Origin of the sequence: Pseudomonas sp. OE 28.3 (genome assembly GCF_014268205.2) — a bacterium.
Taxonomy (GTDB): domain Bacteria; phylum Pseudomonadota; class Gammaproteobacteria; order Pseudomonadales; family Pseudomonadaceae; genus Aquipseudomonas; species Aquipseudomonas edaphica.
Genome location: NZ_CP077082.1, coordinates 200,970 through 216,975 on the forward strand (window position 1 = coordinate 200,970; position 16,006 = coordinate 216,975).

Here is a 16,006-nt window from a genome sequence, read left to right on the forward strand (position 1 = left end):
TTCAAACTCAAGATTTCAATGCTTCGGCAAGTTTCGCGATTTTGCCGCGAATCGAGCCATCGATAACCAGGTCGCCGGCACGGATAACAACACCACCAATCAGGGATGCGTCCTCCGAAGCTTGCAGGCGCACTTCCCGATTGAGTCGTGCACTGAGAACCTTGGCGAGTTTGTCTTGCTGTTCTTGGTTCAATGCAAAAGCACTGGTCACTTCAACGTCTACCGATTTCTCTTCTTCGGCCTTGTACAGGTCGAACAGAGCGGCGATCTCCGGCAAAAGCGGGAGACGGTCGTTTTCGGCAACGACGTGGATGAAGTTCTGTACCTTCACATCAAACTTGTCGCCGCACACTTCAATAAAAGTGGCGGCCTTGTCTGCGCTCGTCAGTCGCGGGGCCTTGAGCACGCGCTGCATGGTGTCGTCTTGCGACACTGCTGCAGCCAGGCCGAGCATGGCTGACCAAGAGGCCAGCTGCTGGTGGGCCTGGGCGTGCTCGAAGGCTGCCTTAGCGTAAGGTCGGGCCAACGTGGTCAATTCTGCCATGATCGCCCTCGCTTAGATTTCAGCAGCCAGTTTGTTAACCAGCTCCGCGTGCGCGTTTTGATCGATTGTGGCACCCAGGATCTTCTCAGCACCGCCGACGGCCAGAGCACCCAGTTGGGCACGCAGCGCATCTTTGACACTGTTCAATTCCTGCTCGATCTCGGCCTGAGCCTGAACCTTCACACGGTCAGCGTCGATACGGGCTTTTTCAACAGCCTCTTCAACAATCTGATTACCGCGTTTCTTGGCTTGCTCAATGATTTCAGCTGCCTGTGCCTTAGCATCGCGCAGTTGATGGCCCGCTTTCTCTTGGGCCAACTCCAGGTCGCGAGCTGCACGGGTGGCAGCGTCCAGTCCATCCGCGATCTTCTTCTGACGTTCGTGCAAAGCTGCGATGACCGGAGGCCATACGAACTTCATGCAGAAAACGACAAAAATCAAGAACGCTAAGGACTGACCAATAATGGTTGCATTAATGTTCACGCCAATACCTCGCTCGTTCGTTGCACAACACACCAATCACTCGAAAAAACGAGTGATTAACCGGCGAGTTGACCAACGAAGGGGTTCGCGAAGGTGAAGAACAGAGCGATACCAACACCGATCATGGTCACGGCGTCGAGCAGACCGGCAACGATGAACATTTTAACCTGCAGCATTGGGACCATTTCTGGCTGACGCGCTGCGCCTTCCAGGAACTTGCCGCCCAGCAGGCCGAAACCAATGGCAGTACCCAGGGCGCCCAGGCCGATCAACAGTGCAACAGCGATAGCGGTTAGACCAACTACAGTTTCCATCTTTCCTCCCGACTTTTACGTCGTATGGTTTAGGTTTTTTAGATTTTAAAGCGGTAAAACAAATCGTTTCATAGCCCTGGTGGGCCACTTTCCCGTTTCACCGGGAAGGACATCAGACTAGTCGAGACCGGTCTTAATGGTTCTCTTCGTGCGCCATCGACAGGTAGACGATGGTCAGCATCATGAAGATGAAGGCCTGCAGGGTGATGATCAGGATGTGGAACACAGCCCACGCCCACTGCAGAACAATGCCCAGGCCGCTAAGCCAGAGCAGACCACTGCCGAACATCACAGCGATCAGAATGAACACCAGCTCGCCGGCATACATGTTGCCGAACAGTCGCAGAGCCAGGGAGATAGGCTTGGCGATCAGGGTGACGAATTCCAGCAGGAAGTTCACCGGGATCAGCAGGGCTTGAACGAAAATGTTCTTGCTGCCGAACGGGTGCAGGGTCAGTTCGCCGATGAAGCCGCCGATGCCCTTGATCTTGATGCTGTAGAAAATGATCAACGCGAATACCGACAAGGCCATGCCCAGGGTAGCGTTAGGGTCAGTGGTCGATACGGCACGGAATGGAATATGCGGATCGCCGCTGATCGCCATGGCGAGCTGAGGAATCCAGTCAACCGGGATCAGGTCGACGGCGTTCATCAGGAACACCCAGACGAAGATGGTCAGTGCCAGCGGTGCAATCACCGGGCTACGGCCATGGAAGCTGTCTTTCACGCTGCCATCGACGAATTCGACCAATACTTCAACGAAGTTCTGCAACGCACCTGGCTGACCGGAAGTCGCCTTTTTTGCCGCCATGCGGAAAATCAGAACGAAGATCAGACCCAATGCGACCGACCAGCCCAGAGTATCCAGGTGGAAAGCCCAGAAACCCATTTCTTTGGCTTCTGCTGCGGTGTGGGCGAAGCCCCAGCCGCCGTTGGGAAGCTGACCGAAGGTCAGGTTCTGCAAGTGGTGCTGGATATAGCCCGAAGCGGTTGTTTCTGCCATGGTTGCCTCAAACGCCCTAAGGTTTCGAAAGTCTTGTTTTCATTAGCAGGGGAGCGAACCAGCTGACCAGTTGGGTCAACACGAAGACGCCGAATACAGCCAGCGGCGCCAATGGCTTCACACCTGCAAAGGTCAGTGCAAACAGCACTGCCGTCAAAATCAGTTTCCCCGCCTCGCCGGCATAAAATGACCGGACGATAGCCTGGGCTGCTCGGGCGCCGGAAAACCGAAAGGCCCTGTGAGCAAAATACATATTGGGCAGCAAGGCTATCAGGCCTCCGCAGAGTCCTGAATATCCGGCTACGACTCCATGCCAGTACCAAAGCGCCAACGCGGCGATCAGTAGAATGACAAATTGAGCCAATAAAACCGGGAAAACGGCCAAGCGATGGAACGGCAACGTGTTTGGCGTGCGGGTTTCCATCACTTTTGCTCCTCAATGGTCGGCTGCCGAGAATCAATAACTTGGCATAATTTGTGCCGACAAAATGCGCGCAGAGTATAGGGGCGGTTCAGCCCCTATTCAACTGTCGGGTAGTGTTTTCCGATCGCGCGCTACATAAGCAAATGTTTCAGCGGATGTGGGCAAGGACGCCCTGAAGCTCGTCAAGCGAGTTATATCCGATAACCAATTGCCCTTTGCCCTTCTTGCCGTGGCGAATTTGTACCGCAGAGCCCAGCCGCTCGGCCAGGCGCTGCTCGAGGCGTGCGATATCCGGATCAGGTTTGGCGGTTTCGACCGGTGCAGGTTTGCCGCTCAGCCACTGGCGAACCAGCGCCTCAGTCTGACGCACCGTGAGCCCTCGTGCGACAACGTGTCGCGCCCCTTCAACCTGTTGATTTTCCGGCAAACCGAGCAAAGCACGGGCATGACCCATTTCCAGGTCGCCGTGGGACAACATGGTCTTGATGACTTCCGGCAACGCGATCAGACGCAGCAAGTTGGACACCGTGACGCGGGATTTACCCACCGCGTCGGCCACTTGTTGCTGGGTCAGCTGGAATTCCTGCTGCAAACGCTGCAACGCGATCGCTTCTTCAACCGGGTTGAGGTCTTCACGCTGGATGTTTTCGATCAACGCCATGGCGATGGCGGTTTCATCCGGTACATCGCGCACCATCGCCGGGATAGTTTCCTTTCCGGCCTGCTGGCTTGCGCGCCAGCGGCGTTCGCCGGCGATGATTTCAAACCGACCGCCGCCGATCGGGCGCACCACAATCGGCTGCATCACGCCCTGGGCCTTGATCGAGTTGGCCAGTTCTTCCAGCGCCTGAGGGTCCATATCGCGGCGTGGCTGGTATTTGCCGCGCTGGATCAAGTCCAGCGGCAAATGTTGCAGCTCGCGCTCGTCGGCCTGTACCGCTTGTTCTTCAAGCGAAGTGACAGTCGGACCACTCAACAGTGCATCCAGTCCACGTCCGAGACCTCGTTTCTTGACGGCCATGGGGATTCCTTAAGTTGGCTGGGCTGCAGCGGTGCGTGAATTGCGGCGTTGACGGCGAACCATCTCGCCGGCCAGTGCCAGGTAGGCAATGGCGCCACGCGATGATTTGTCGTACGCCAGCGCGGGCATGCCGTAGCTTGGCGCTTCGGCCAGGCGGATGTTGCGTGGGATCACGGTGTCGTACAACTGATCACCAAAGTGTTCCTTGAGCTGTGCCGACACATCGTTCATCAGGCTCAGGCGCGGATCGAACATCGTACGCAGCAGACCCTCGATCTGCAGGTTCGGGTTCAGCAGCTCAGCGATTCGCTTGATGTTATCCACAAGGTCGCTCAAGCCTTCCAGTGCGTAATACTCGCACTGCATGGGGATAATCACCCCATCGGCGGCAACCAATGCGTTGAGCGTGAGCATCGACAGCGACGGTGGGCAGTCGATCAAAATGTAATCGTAATTCTCGCGGATCGGCGCCAAGGCGCTGCGCAGACGGCTTTCTTTCATCTGCATTTCGAGCAGCACCACTTCCGCCGCGGTCAAATCGCGGTTGGCCGGCAGCAGTTGATAACCACCGTGCTCGGAGTAGTGCATGGCCTGGCCCAGGTCACACTCGCCGATCAGCAAGTCGTAGACCGAATTTTCCAGGCCGTGTTTATCCACACCGCTACCCATGGTGGCGTTGCCCTGTGGATCGAGATCGATCAACAGCACCCGACGCTTGGTGGCGACCAGGGATGCTGCGAGGTTGATGCAGGTGGTGGTTTTGCCCACGCCACCTTTCTGGTTCGCTATCGCGAATACCTTAGCCATTCTTGCTTGTGTTCCCAATCATGCCGTGCGGCGCAGTATCAGCAGATGGCGTTGGCCTTGGCAACCGGGTACGGCCAAGGCGTGTTCGCTATCGAGGTGGAAGTCTGTCGGCAATGCTAACAGCTCGTCGCTTGGATGAACGCCCTTCATTGCCAGCCAGCGGGTGTCGCGGTCGCCCAGGTGGCGAGTCCAATTGCTGAAGTTCTCCATGCTGCTGAATGCCCGGGAAACAATTCCATTGAAAGGCAGTTCAGGTGTGAACTCTTCGACCCGACTGTGGATAACTTGCAGGTTTTCCAGCTTGAGCTCGAGTTTTACCTGGGTCAGGAAGCGGGTTTTCTTGCCGTTGCTGTCCAGGCACGTCACTTGCGACTCGGGAAACAGGATCGCCAGCGGAATGCCTGGCATCCCACCGCCACTGCCCACGTCAAGCCAACGGCCGTTTTCGATAAACGGCATCACGCTCAAACTGTCGAGCAAATGACGCGAAACCATTTCGTCGGGGTTACGCACCGCAGTCAGGTTGTAAGCCTTGTTCCATTTGATCAACAGGGCCAGGTAACCGAGCAGTAATTCGTGCTGGGCTGCGGTCAGGTCCACGCCTAACTGGCGCGCACCTGTGGATAATTCTTCGGCGTGTTGCGAGGTGACCAACGAACTCAAGCGCTTTGCTCCAACTGACGGCCCGCGCCGCGTTTTTTCAAATGAATCATCAACAGCGAAATCGCTGCCGGAGTGACGCCGGGAATACGTGAAGCCTGACCAAGAGTCTCCGGCCGAGTTATCCCCAGCTTGCTTTGGATTTCTTTCGACAACCCCGAAATCCCGGTGTAATCGATATCCACAGGCAGCTTGGTGTCTTCACTGGCGCGCAGGCGAGCGATCTCATCCTGCTGGCGGTCAATGTAACCGGCGTATTTGGTCTTGATCTCGACCTGCTCGGCAACCTGTGGGTCTTCTGCGCCCTGGCCTGTCACTTCGACCAAGCCAGCGTAGTCGATTTCCGGACGGGACAGCAGGTTCAGCAGGTTGTATTCGTGGGTCAGCGGCGTACCGAATTTTTCCGCAATCGCATCGCCCTGCTCGGTGCCTGGGCGAACCCAGGTACTTTTCAGACGTTGCTCTTCGAGCGTGATGCTTTCGCGTTTTTTGCAGAAGGCTGCCCAGCGCGCGTCATCGACCAGGCCCAGCTCGCGACCTTTTTCGGTCAGGCGCAGGTCGGCGTTGTCTTCGCGCAGGATCAAACGGTATTCCGCCCGGGACGTGAACATCCGATACGGTTCCTGGGTGCCCAGGGTAATCAGGTCATCGACCAATACGCCGATGTACGCTTCATCGCGACGCGGGCACCAGCTGTCTTTGCCCTGCGCGCGCAGTGCTGCGTTGGTCCCGGCCAGCAAACCTTGGGCGCCGGCTTCTTCGTAACCGGTGGTGCCATTGATTTGGCCAGCGAAAAACAGACCGGCGATGACTTTGGTTTCGAGGCTGTACTTCAGATCACGCGGGTCGAAGTAGTCGTACTCGATGGCGTAGCCCGGACGCACGATGTGGGCGTTTTCCATACCGCGAATCGACTGCACGATCTGAATTTGCACGTCGAACGGCAAGGACGTGGAAATCCCGTTCGGGTACAGCTCATGGGTGGTCAAGCCTTCGGGCTCGATGAAGACCTGGTGGCTTTCCTTGTCGGCAAAGCGATGGATCTTGTCTTCGATCGAAGGGCAATAACGCGGGCCAATGCCTTCAATCACCCCGGAATACATCGGCGAACGGTCGAGGTTCGCGGCAATGATCTCGTGGGTGCGGGCGTTGGTGTGGGTAATCCAGCAGCTCACCTGTTTCGGGTGCTGCTCTTTGGAACCCATGAACGACATGACCGGGATTGGTGTATCACCGGCTTGTTCGGTCATCACCGAGAAATCCACAGAACGCCCGTCGATACGCGGCGGGGTACCTGTTTTCAAGCGACCGACTCGCAGTGGTAACTCGCGCAGGCGTTTTGCCAGGGCAATCGATGGCGGATCACCGGCGCGACCGCCGGAATAGTTCTGCATACCGATGTGGATAAGTCCGCCCAGGAATGTGCCGGTGGTCAACACCACGGATTCTGCGAAGAAACGCAGGCCCATCTGGGTGACAACGCCCTTCACCACGTCCTGTTCGACGATCAGATCATCGGCAGCCTGTTGAAATATCCACAGGTTCGGCTGGTTTTCCAGGGTTTCACGTACCGCAGCCTTGTACAGGATGCGGTCGGCCTGTGCCCGAGTAGCGCGTACGGCCGGGCCTTTGCGGCTATTGAGCACGCGAAATTGAATACCACCTTTGTCGGTAGCCATGGCCATGACACCGCCAAGGGCATCAATTTCTTTAACCAGATGGCTTTTGCCGATCCCACCGATGGCGGGGTTGCAACTCATGGCACCGAGGGTTTCCACGTTGTGCGTCAACAACAGGGTTTTAACGCCCATGCGTGCTGACGCCAGTGCTGCCTCGGTACCGGCATGACCGCCGCCGATGACGATCACTTCAAAACGGGAAGGGAAATCCACCACGCACCTCGTGCCTGCTTATGTAGGTAATCAGGAATTGTTTGTTGAAAGAGTTTTAGAGCTATGGCGGCAAGTATAGGGACTTAGCCCTTCCTAAAGAACCCTTTGCACAAAATTTAACCAGCTGTGGATGAATCACAGACAATAGAAATTAAAAAAGAAGAAATTTATAAGATCTTTGTTTTTATGTTTATTTCTACTGAGCCTACTTTCTGTGGATAGATCTCTACAAGCCTCTATTTACGTCGTGTACAGAGATTCAAAAGTCTGTGGTCATGTGCCAATGAGGCCCTTGGATAAGTGCTTTAAGCCTGTGGATTAAAGGGGTGGTTATCCACAGAGGGGGTTTTGCTCAGGTTTCAAGCCCTGTTATCAACTGGGCACAGGTGCGGTTATTCACAGGGCTTAATCCACAGAAAATGGCTTGCATGGCCAAATCTCGCCCACGCAAAAGCCACCTGCCTTTTAGGTAATGAGTCAAAAATGGGAATTGAATGCCCTGAGGCGGGCGAAACAGGCAGGCGCGAATGGCCTGCCTGTGGACAACGAAGGGTTATTTACCGATGCAGAAGCTGGAAAAGATCCTTCCGAGCAGATCATCGGAGCTAAAAGCGCCGGTAATCTCACCCAACAACTGCTGCGCCTGGCGTAAATCCTCAGCCAGCAGCTCGCCAGCCCCCGCCAAGGTCAACTGAGCCCGACCGTGCTCCAACGCCGCGCTGGCATGGCGCAGCGCTTCCAGGTGCCTGCGGCGTGCGCTGAAGCTGCTTTCGGAGGTCTGCTCATAGCCCATGCAGGCTTTGAGGTGGTCGCGCAGCAATTCCAACCCATCGCCCGCTGACTTTGCGCTCAGGCTGATGGTCACGTGGCCATCATCGCTGGTCTCCATGGCAATGGCTTCACCAGTCAAATCGGCCTTGTTGCGGATCAAGGTGACTTTGGCCGGGTCTGGCCGTTGCTCGAGAAATTCCGGCCACAGGGCAAAAGGATCCGCAGCCTCTGGCGCAGTGGCATCCACCACCAGCAATACGCGGTCCGCTTCACTGATCGCCTTGAGCGCCCGTTCCACGCCGATCTTTTCCACCTGGTCTTCGGTATCGCGCAAGCCGGCGGTGTCGACCACGTGCAGCGGCATACCATCGATGTGGATATGTTCGCGCAAGATGTCCCGGGTGGTGCCGGCAATCTCGGTGACGATCGCGGCTTCTCGGCCAGCCAGCGCATTGAGCAGGCTGGACTTGCCGGCATTGGGTCGCCCGGCAATCACTACCGTCATGCCGTCACGCAGCAAAGCACCCTGCCCGGCCTCGCGCAGTACGGTGGATAACTCGTCGCGAACTTTATCCAGCATCGCCAGGACGTGGCCATCAGCGAGGAAGTCGATTTCTTCCTCTGGGAAGTCAATCGCAGCCTCGACGTAGATGCGCAGACTGATCAACTGTTCGGTCAAGTTATGCACACGCAGGGAAAAAGCGCCCTGCAGTGAGCGCAACGCATTGCGCGCCGCCTGTGCAGAACTGGCCTCGATCAAATCCGCAATCGCCTCGGCCTGGGCCAGGTCCAGTTTGTCGTTAAGGAATGCCCGCTCGCTGAATTCGCCTGGGCGCGCCAGACGGCAGCCCAATTGCAGGCAACGCTGCAGCAACATATCCAGCACTACCGGGCCACCATGGCCCTGCAGTTCCAGCACGTCTTCGCCGGTGAACGAGTTAGGGCCGGGGAAATACAGAGCCAGCCCCTCATCCAATACCGTTTCATCAGCATCCAGGAACGGCCCGTAATGGGCATATCGGGGTTTCAACTCACGGCCGCTGATGGCCTGGGCCGCCACGCTGGCCAGCGGCCCGGAAATTCTAACGATACCAACACCGCCGCGACCTTGAGCGGTAGCGACAGCAGCGATGGTTTCACGAGGAGCGCTCATCAGCAGGTTCCAGAACAAAAGTGACAGAAAGCAAAACGCCCCACTAGGGGGCGTCTTGAGTGGTTATCCACAGAGTAAATTACGCCGCAGCTTTTTTGGTAGCCGCTTCGATTTTACGTGTGATGTACCACTGTTGAGAGATCGACAACACGTTGTTGACCACCCAGTACAGCACCAGACCGGCTGGGAACCACAGGAAGAAGAAGGTGAAGATGATTGGCATCATCTTCATGACCTTGGCCTGCATCGGGTCCGGCGGAGTCGGGTTCAGACGCTGCTGGATAAACATGGTCGCGCCCATGATGATCGGCAGAATAAAGAACGGGTCTTTAATCGACAGGTCAGTTATCCACAGAATGAACGGTGCCTGGCGCATTTCGACGCTTTCCAGGAGAACCCAGTACAGCGACAGGAATACCGGCATCTGCACCAGAATCGGCAAGCAACCACCCAGCGGGTTGATCTTCTCTTTCTTGTACAGCTCCATCATGGCCTGCGACATTTTCTGCCGGTCGTCACCATGTTGCTCTTTCAGAGCGGCCAGTTTCGGCGCAACGGCACGCATGCGCGCCATCGACTTATAGCTGGCTGCCGACAGAGGGAAGAAAATCCCTTTGATCAGCATGGTCAGGAAGATGATCGAGAAGCCCCAGTTACCCACAATGCTGTGGATATGTTGCAGCAGCCAGAAAATAGGCTGGGCAATGAACCACAGAATGCCGTAATCCACAGTCAGTTCCAGACCTGGGGACAACTCTTTGAGCACAGCCTGGCTTTTCGGGCCGGCGTACAGGGTAGTGCTGGTTTCAGCCTTGGCACCTGGAGCGACGGTCAACGCCGGGCCAGTAAAACCAATGATGTAGTTGCCTTGGCTGTCTTTGCGGGTTTGAACCAGGTTGGCTTCACCCTTGTTCGGGATCCATGCGGTCACGAAGTAGTGTTGCAACCAGGCAACCCAGCCACCTTGGACGGTTTCTTTCAGCGCGCCCTTGTCGATATCTTTCATCGACACTTTTTTGTACGGCTCGCTACTTGTCCACAGGGCGGCGCCCAGGTAAGTCGCAGTGCCGGTGGCGGTGCTGGAAGAAGGATCGGCGCTGTTGTCACGCTTGAGCTGGGCAAACAGGTTGCCCGTCCATGGCTTGGCGCTTTCGTTGTCGATCAGGTAAGTGACCTTCAAGTCGTACAAACCACGGGTGAAGCTGAAACGCTTGATGTAGTTGACGCCGTCGAGGCTGAATTTCAGGTCGACATTCAACTGGTTCTGGCCATCAGCCAGTTGATAAGTCTTCTGTTCGGTCGAATAAACCGGACGACCGGTAGCACGAGCATCAGGACCGTCAGTGCCGGTCAGGCCGCTTTGCGCCAGATAAGTACGTTCACCACCGTTATCGAACAGTTGGAACGGAACATCTGGATGGTCTTGGCGACGTGGATACAGCGGCAGTTTCAACTGCGCGATATCACCACCTTGTGGGTCGATAGCCAGGTCGAGCACATCCGTTTTCACGTGGATGAGGTCTTTATTGGTGACCACTGGCGTTTCTAGAGGGGCGCTTGTCTCGCCATTCGCGCTGGGAACATCGGCACTCGCGGACGCATTGTTACCCAGCGGGGTGTCCGGAATAGCCGGCGCAGCCTGATTGGTAGCAACATTCTGAGTCGGCAGGGCAGCCTGGCCGTAGTCCTGGTTCCACTTAAGAACCATGACGTAGGACACGATTGCCAGGGCGACGATCAGGATCGTGCGTTTAATATCCATGATTACTCGGCCATCGAAGAAGAACGGGAGGTAGGGATAGGTGGAACCGGGTCGAAACCACCGGGATTCCACGGATGACAGCGGCCTAAACGACGAAAGGCCAGCCAGCCACCGCGCAGAAGACCATGATTTTCTATGGCCTCTAACGCGTAGCAGGAACAACTGGGGTAGAAACGACAGTGGTCGGCCATCAGAGGACTAATGGCATAACGGTAAAACTGGATCGGAACGAGTGCCAGTTTACGCATTGGTGCTGTCTACCCCTACAGTTTCGGTGCTGACTGCTGGTGCTGGCTTGTTGGTACGCGCCAAACGTTTCCAGAGCTTGCCGAAATGCTGAATCAATTCGGGGTTTTCTACATCCCCCAAGCCTTTGCGCGCGACGATAACAATATCCCAACCAACCAGAGTGTCCTGGTGGAGGCGAAACGATTCGCGCATCAGACGCTTGAGGCGATTGCGCTCAACGGAGAGCTTTACGCTCTTCTTGCCGATCACCAACCCGAGACGGGGGTGATCCAGATCGTTGTTACGCGCAAGGAGCAGGAGATTTTTCCCCGGAACCTTGCCGGTGGGGGAGTCAAAGACTGCCTTGAAATGCCGGGGGGTTAGCAGACGCTTTTCCCGACTGAAGTCCTGACTCACCACCAGTACCGGATTATCAAACTGCCAGACGCGCACGACCTTTGGCGCGGCGACGCGACAGGACAGCACGGCCGTTCTTGGTAGCCATGCGAGCACGGAAGCCGTGAGTACGGGCGCGTTTGATGGTGCTTGGTTGGAAAGTACGTTTCATGGCGTTGTTACCTGGTTCGTCCACAACGGGCCGGAATGGCCCCCGTTTTAAGAGACCGGCGATTCTAGAGAAAGCAAGCCTCTAGGTCAATTTCCAACCAGCTTTTCCTTCAATTAGATCTTCTACAGGTAATCGGTCCTTTTCTGTCGGCCGGGCTTTCACGAGCAATGCCATAGATATAAAAATAAAGAAGGAAGTTATTTAAAGCTTTTCTGTAAAGCTTATAAAAGCTAGGCAGGCGATCATCTGTGGATAACTGCCTTGAGGCCATATTCCACCTGCTGTACAGAGAATGACAAGTACGGGGGAAAACGGTGCTCTGCCTGTGCTGCGCTGTCGGATAAGCTGTGGGTGGAATGGGTTGTTATCCACAGGCCAGTTACCCACAGACTTTCGACCCCACTTGTGCAACGAGCTTAGGTGCGCTTATCCACAGAGCTTATGCACAGACCATTGGTCGGCTTTTTTGCACTTAACACGTTGATTTTGGCTGCTCTGTGAGCAACCTACATGTGGATAAGTGGGCGTCTGGCCGCTACAATGGCGGCTGTTTTTGCCTCACCGGCTTTCAACTTAGGGGATATCCGTGTCAGTGGAACTTTGGCAGCAGTGCGTGGAGCTTTTGCGCGAAGAGCTGCCTGCCCAGCAATTCAACACCTGGATCCGTCCGCTACAGGTCGAAGCCGAAGGCGACGAGTTGCGTGTCTACGCGCCGAATCGTTTTGTTCTCGACTGGGTCAACGAAAAATACCTGAGCCGCGTTCTCGAATTGCTCGATGAACACGGCAACGGCATCGCGCCCGTGCTTTCCTTATTAATAGGCAGCAAACGCAGCTCTGCACCTCGCGCTGCGCCGAATGCGCCGCTGGCTGCTGCTGCGTCGCAAGCCCAAGCAGCACCGGCACCTGTTAATAACTCTCCGGCGCCCGTGGCCCAGGCGCCGTCGAAATCCTCGTCGCAGAAAAACGCGCCTATAAATGAAGAACCGTCGCGTGACAGCTTTGACCCGATGGCCGGCGCCAGCTCCCAACAAGCACCGGTTCGCGCTGAGCAGCGCACCGTGCAGGTGGAAGGCGCGCTCAAGCACACCAGTTACCTGAACCGCACCTTTACCTTTGAGAACTTCGTCGAAGGTAAATCCAACCAGTTGGCCCGCGCGGCCGCCTGGCAGGTTGCCGATAACCCCAAGCATGGTTACAACCCGCTCTTCCTTTATGGTGGCGTTGGCTTGGGTAAGACCCACTTGATGCATGCTGTGGGTAACCATCTATTAAAGAAGAACCCGAATGCCAAGGTTGTGTACCTGCACTCGGAGCGCTTCGTGGCTGACATGGTCAAGGCCTTGCAGCTCAACGCAATCAACGAATTTAAGCGTTTCTACCGTTCTGTGGACGCTTTGCTGATCGATGACATTCAATTTTTCGCTCGCAAGGAACGTTCCCAGGAAGAGTTTTTCCACACCTTCAACGCCCTTCTCGAAGGCGGCCAACAGGTCATCCTGACCAGTGACCGTTACCCGAAGGAAATCGAAGGCCTGGAAGAACGCTTGAAGTCACGCTTTGGCTGGGGCCTGACCGTTGCGGTAGAACCGCCGGAGCTGGAAACCCGTGTGGCGATCCTGATGAAAAAGGCCGACCAGGCAAAAGTCGACCTGCCCCACGATGCAGCCTTCTTTATCGCCCAACGCATTCGTTCCAACGTGCGTGAGCTGGAAGGCGCGCTCAAGCGGGTCATTGCACACTCGCACTTTATGGGCCGCGACATCACCATCGAGTTGATTCGCGAATCCCTGAAAGACCTGTTGGCTCTGCAAGACAAGCTGGTGAGTGTGGATAACATTCAGCGCACCGTGGCTGAGTACTACAAGATCAAGATTTCAGACCTGCTGTCCAAGCGCCGTTCGCGCTCGGTGGCACGTCCACGTCAGGTGGCGATGGCGCTCTCCAAAGAGCTGACCAACCACAGCCTGCCGGAAATCGGTGATGTGTTTGGCGGTCGCGACCACACCACGGTCTTGCACGCGTGCCGCAAGATCAATGAACTTAAGGAATCCGACGCGGATATTCGCGAGGACTACAAGAACCTGCTGCGTACACTGACTACCTGATGACACCAGCGCAGCTTATTAAGGCAAGGGACTAGACCATGCATTTCACCATTCAACGCGAAGCCCTGTTGAAACCCCTGCAACTGGTCGCAGGCGTCGTCGAGCGCCGACAGACCTTGCCGGTGCTTTCCAACGTATTGCTGGTGGTCGAAGGCCAGCAATTGTCCTTGACCGGTACCGATCTGGAAGTCGAACTGGTGGGTCGTGTGCAGCTGGAAGAACCGGCTGAGCCCGGCGAAATCACTGTGCCGGCACGTAAGCTGATGGACATCTGCAAGAGCCTGCCCAACGATGCGCTGATCGACATCAAGGTTGATGAGCAGAAGTTGGTGGTCAAGGCCGGTCGCAGCCGTTTCACGCTGTCGACCTTGCCAGCCAATGACTTCCCTACCGTCGAAGAAGGCCCAGGTTCGCTGACCTGCAGCCTGGACCAAAGCAAGCTGCGCCGTTTGATCGAGCGCACCAGCTTCGCCATGGCCCAGCAGGACGTGCGTTACTACCTCAACGGCATGTTGCTGGAGGTCGCTGAAGGCGTTATCCGTGCAGTGGCTACCGACGGTCACCGCCTGGCCATGTGCTCAATGCGTGCTGACATCGGCCAGCCGGACCGTCACCAGGTCATCGTGCCGCGTAAAGGTATTCTGGAACTGGCGCGTCTGCTCACCGAGCCGGATGGCAATGTCAGCATCGTCCTGGGTCAGCACCACATCCGCGCCACCACCGGCGAATTCACCTTCACGTCCAAGCTGGTTGACGGCAAATTCCCGGATTACGAGCGTGTGCTGCCAAAAGGTGGCGACAAGCTGGTAATCGGCGATCGTCAGGCGCTGCGTGAAGCGTTCAGCCGTACCGCGATTCTGTCTAACGAAAAGTACCGTGGTATTCGTCTGCAACTGGCCAACGGTCAGCTGAAGATTCAGGCCAATAACCCGGAGCAGGAAGAAGCGGAAGAAGAAGTCGGCGTTGACTACAATGGCGGCTCGCTGGAGATCGGCTTTAACGTGAGCTACCTGCTGGACGTACTGGGCGTGATGACCACCGAGCAGGTTCGCCTGATTCTGTCGGACTCCAACAGCAGTGCCCTGGTGCAAGAATCCGACAACGACGACTCGGCTTACGTTGTTATGCCGATGCGCCTGTAATCATGCTCAGCAGAAGCTAGATGTCCCTCAGTCGCGTCTCGGTCACCGCGGTGCGCAATCTGCACCCGGTGACCTTCTCCCCCTCCCCCCGCATCAATATCCTTTACGGCGCCAACGGCAGCGGCAAAACCAGCGTGCTGGAAGCCGTCCATTTGCTTGGGCTTGCCCGTTCCTTTCGTAGTGCTCGCTTGTTGCCGGTGATTCAATACGAACAACTGGCTTGCACCGTGTTTGGCCAGGTTGAACTGGCAGAAGGTGGGCACAGCGCCCTGGGGATATCTCGAGATCGCGGCGGTGATTTCCAGATTCGCATTGACGGGCAAAATGCTCGCAGTGCTGCACAGTTGGCAGAAATCCTGCCGCTGCAGCTGATCAACCCAGACAGCTTTCGCCTTTTGGAAGGTGCACCGAAAATCCGCAGGCAGTTCCTCGATTGGGGAGTGTTCCACGTGGAACCGCGCTTCATGGCCACTTGGCAGCGCCTGCAGAAGGCCCTGCGGCAGCGGAACTCATGGCTGCGGCATGGTACACTTGACGCCGCTTCGCAAGCGGCCTGGGACCGGGAACTGTGCCTGGCCAGTGACGAAATAGATGAATACCGCCGCGCCTATATCAAAGCCTTGAAACCAGTCTTTGAGCAGACCTTGAGTGAGTTGTTGGATCTCGAGGGCCTGACGCTGAGCTACTACCGTGGTTGGGATAAAGAACGTGAGCTGAGCGCAGTGCTCGCCACGTCCTTGCAGCGGGATCAGCAAATTGGCCATACCCAGGCAGGCCCACAACGTGCTGACTTGCGCCTTAGATTAGGCGCACACAATGCCGCGGATATTTTGTCCCGCGGTCAGCAAAAGTTGGTGGTGTGTGCACTGCGTATTGCCCAAGGGCATTTGGTTAGCCAAGCCCGGCGCGGTCAGTGTATTTATCTGGTGGATGACTTGCCGTCCGAACTCGACGAGCAGCACCGCCGCGCGTTATGCCGCTTGTTGGAAGACTTACGCTGCCAGGTGTTTATCACCTGTGTAGACCACGAATTATTGAGGGAAGGCTGGCAGACGGAAACGCCAGTCGCTTTGTTCCACGTGGAACAGGGCCGTATCACCCAGACCCACGACCATCGGGAGTGAAGG

At 56.4% G+C, this 16,006-nt stretch carries 17 protein-coding genes; 3 read left to right on the forward strand and 14 right to left on the reverse strand.

Features of this window, described 5'->3' with window-relative positions; genetic code table 11:
* Positions 1-7: 7 nt before the first annotated feature.
* The 14 genes from HU759_RS00860 to rpmH form a co-directional block, all read right to left on the reverse strand.
* Positions 8-544 carry a F0F1 ATP synthase subunit delta gene (locus HU759_RS00860; protein ID WP_017135121.1) on the reverse strand — a complete coding sequence of 179 codons (537 nt, stop codon included), beginning with the start codon at positions 542-544 and terminating at the stop codon, positions 8-10.
* A gap of 12 nt (positions 545-556) precedes the next feature.
* A complete protein-coding gene (locus HU759_RS00865; RefSeq protein WP_017135122.1) occupies positions 557-1,027 on the reverse strand; it encodes a F0F1 ATP synthase subunit B in 471 nt (156 codons plus the stop codon).
* Between the two features lie 56 nt (positions 1,028-1,083).
* Complete coding sequence (gene atpE, locus HU759_RS00870; protein ID WP_002555987.1) at positions 1,084-1,341, reverse strand: F0F1 ATP synthase subunit C; 258 nt, start codon at positions 1,339-1,341, stop codon at positions 1,084-1,086.
* 133 nt (positions 1,342-1,474) lie between these two features.
* The gene (gene atpB / locus HU759_RS00875) at positions 1,475-2,344 is read right to left on the reverse strand and encodes a F0F1 ATP synthase subunit A (RefSeq protein ID WP_017135123.1); all 870 of its coding nucleotides are present in this window, start codon (positions 2,342-2,344) and stop codon (positions 1,475-1,477) included.
* Between the two features lie 16 nt (positions 2,345-2,360).
* A complete protein-coding gene (locus tag HU759_RS00880; protein ID WP_010565865.1) occupies positions 2,361-2,768 on the reverse strand; it encodes a F0F1 ATP synthase subunit I in 408 nt (135 codons plus the stop codon).
* A gap of 148 nt (positions 2,769-2,916) precedes the next feature.
* On the reverse strand, positions 2,917-3,789 hold the full coding sequence (locus HU759_RS00885) for a ParB/RepB/Spo0J family partition protein (protein ID WP_017135124.1): 873 nt from the start codon (positions 3,787-3,789) through the stop codon (positions 2,917-2,919).
* 9 nt (positions 3,790-3,798) lie between these two features.
* Positions 3,799-4,596: a ParA family protein gene (locus HU759_RS00890; RefSeq protein WP_092488138.1), complete on the reverse strand. Its 798-nt coding sequence runs from the start codon at positions 4,594-4,596 to the stop codon at positions 3,799-3,801.
* 18 nt (positions 4,597-4,614) lie between these two features.
* Positions 4,615-5,259: a 16S rRNA (guanine(527)-N(7))-methyltransferase RsmG gene (rsmG, locus tag HU759_RS00895; protein ID WP_017135125.1), complete on the reverse strand. Its 645-nt coding sequence runs from the start codon at positions 5,257-5,259 to the stop codon at positions 4,615-4,617.
* Positions 5,256-7,148 carry a tRNA uridine-5-carboxymethylaminomethyl(34) synthesis enzyme MnmG gene (gene mnmG / locus HU759_RS00900; protein WP_099550201.1) on the reverse strand — a complete coding sequence of 631 codons (1,893 nt, stop codon included), beginning with the start codon at positions 7,146-7,148 and terminating at the stop codon, positions 5,256-5,258. The genes rsmG and mnmG overlap by 4 nt, the downstream gene beginning before the upstream one ends.
* A 553-nt stretch (positions 7,149-7,701) precedes the next feature.
* Positions 7,702-9,072 (reverse strand): tRNA uridine-5-carboxymethylaminomethyl(34) synthesis GTPase MnmE, encoded by a 1,371-nt coding sequence (mnmE, locus tag HU759_RS00905; protein WP_099550200.1) that lies wholly within the window; start codon positions 9,070-9,072, stop codon positions 7,702-7,704.
* Positions 9,073-9,151: 79 nt separating this feature from the next.
* On the reverse strand, positions 9,152-10,834 hold the full coding sequence (gene yidC / locus HU759_RS00910) for a membrane protein insertase YidC (protein ID WP_017135128.1): 1,683 nt from the start codon (positions 10,832-10,834) through the stop codon (positions 9,152-9,154).
* Positions 10,835-10,836: 2 nt separating this feature from the next.
* Positions 10,837-11,082, reverse strand: coding sequence for a membrane protein insertion efficiency factor YidD (gene yidD / locus HU759_RS00915; protein WP_073636650.1), 246 nt, complete (start codon positions 11,080-11,082; stop codon positions 10,837-10,839).
* A complete protein-coding gene (gene rnpA / locus HU759_RS00920; protein ID WP_026013533.1) occupies positions 11,075-11,479 on the reverse strand; it encodes a ribonuclease P protein component in 405 nt (134 codons plus the stop codon). The genes yidD and rnpA overlap by 8 nt, the downstream gene beginning before the upstream one ends.
* Before the next feature lie 16 nt (positions 11,480-11,495).
* A complete protein-coding gene (gene rpmH, locus HU759_RS00925; protein WP_003213577.1) occupies positions 11,496-11,630 on the reverse strand; it encodes a 50S ribosomal protein L34 in 135 nt (44 codons plus the stop codon).
* A 586-nt stretch (positions 11,631-12,216) separates the two neighbouring features.
* Here rpmH and dnaA point away from each other — a divergent pair.
* The 3 genes from dnaA to recF are packed head-to-tail and all read left to right on the forward strand — an operon-like array spanning position 12,217 to position 16,003.
* On the forward strand, positions 12,217-13,737 hold the full coding sequence (dnaA, locus tag HU759_RS00930; protein ID WP_017135130.1) for a chromosomal replication initiator protein DnaA: 1,521 nt from the start codon (positions 12,217-12,219) through the stop codon (positions 13,735-13,737).
* 38 nt (positions 13,738-13,775) lie between these two features.
* Entirely contained in the window at positions 13,776-14,879 is a 1,104-nt protein-coding gene (dnaN, locus tag HU759_RS00935) for a DNA polymerase III subunit beta (protein ID WP_017135131.1), read from the forward strand.
* 20 nt (positions 14,880-14,899) lie between these two features.
* Entirely contained in the window at positions 14,900-16,003 is a 1,104-nt protein-coding gene (gene recF, locus HU759_RS00940) for a DNA replication/repair protein RecF (RefSeq protein WP_099488159.1), read from the forward strand.
* Positions 16,004-16,006 lie beyond the last annotated feature (3 nt).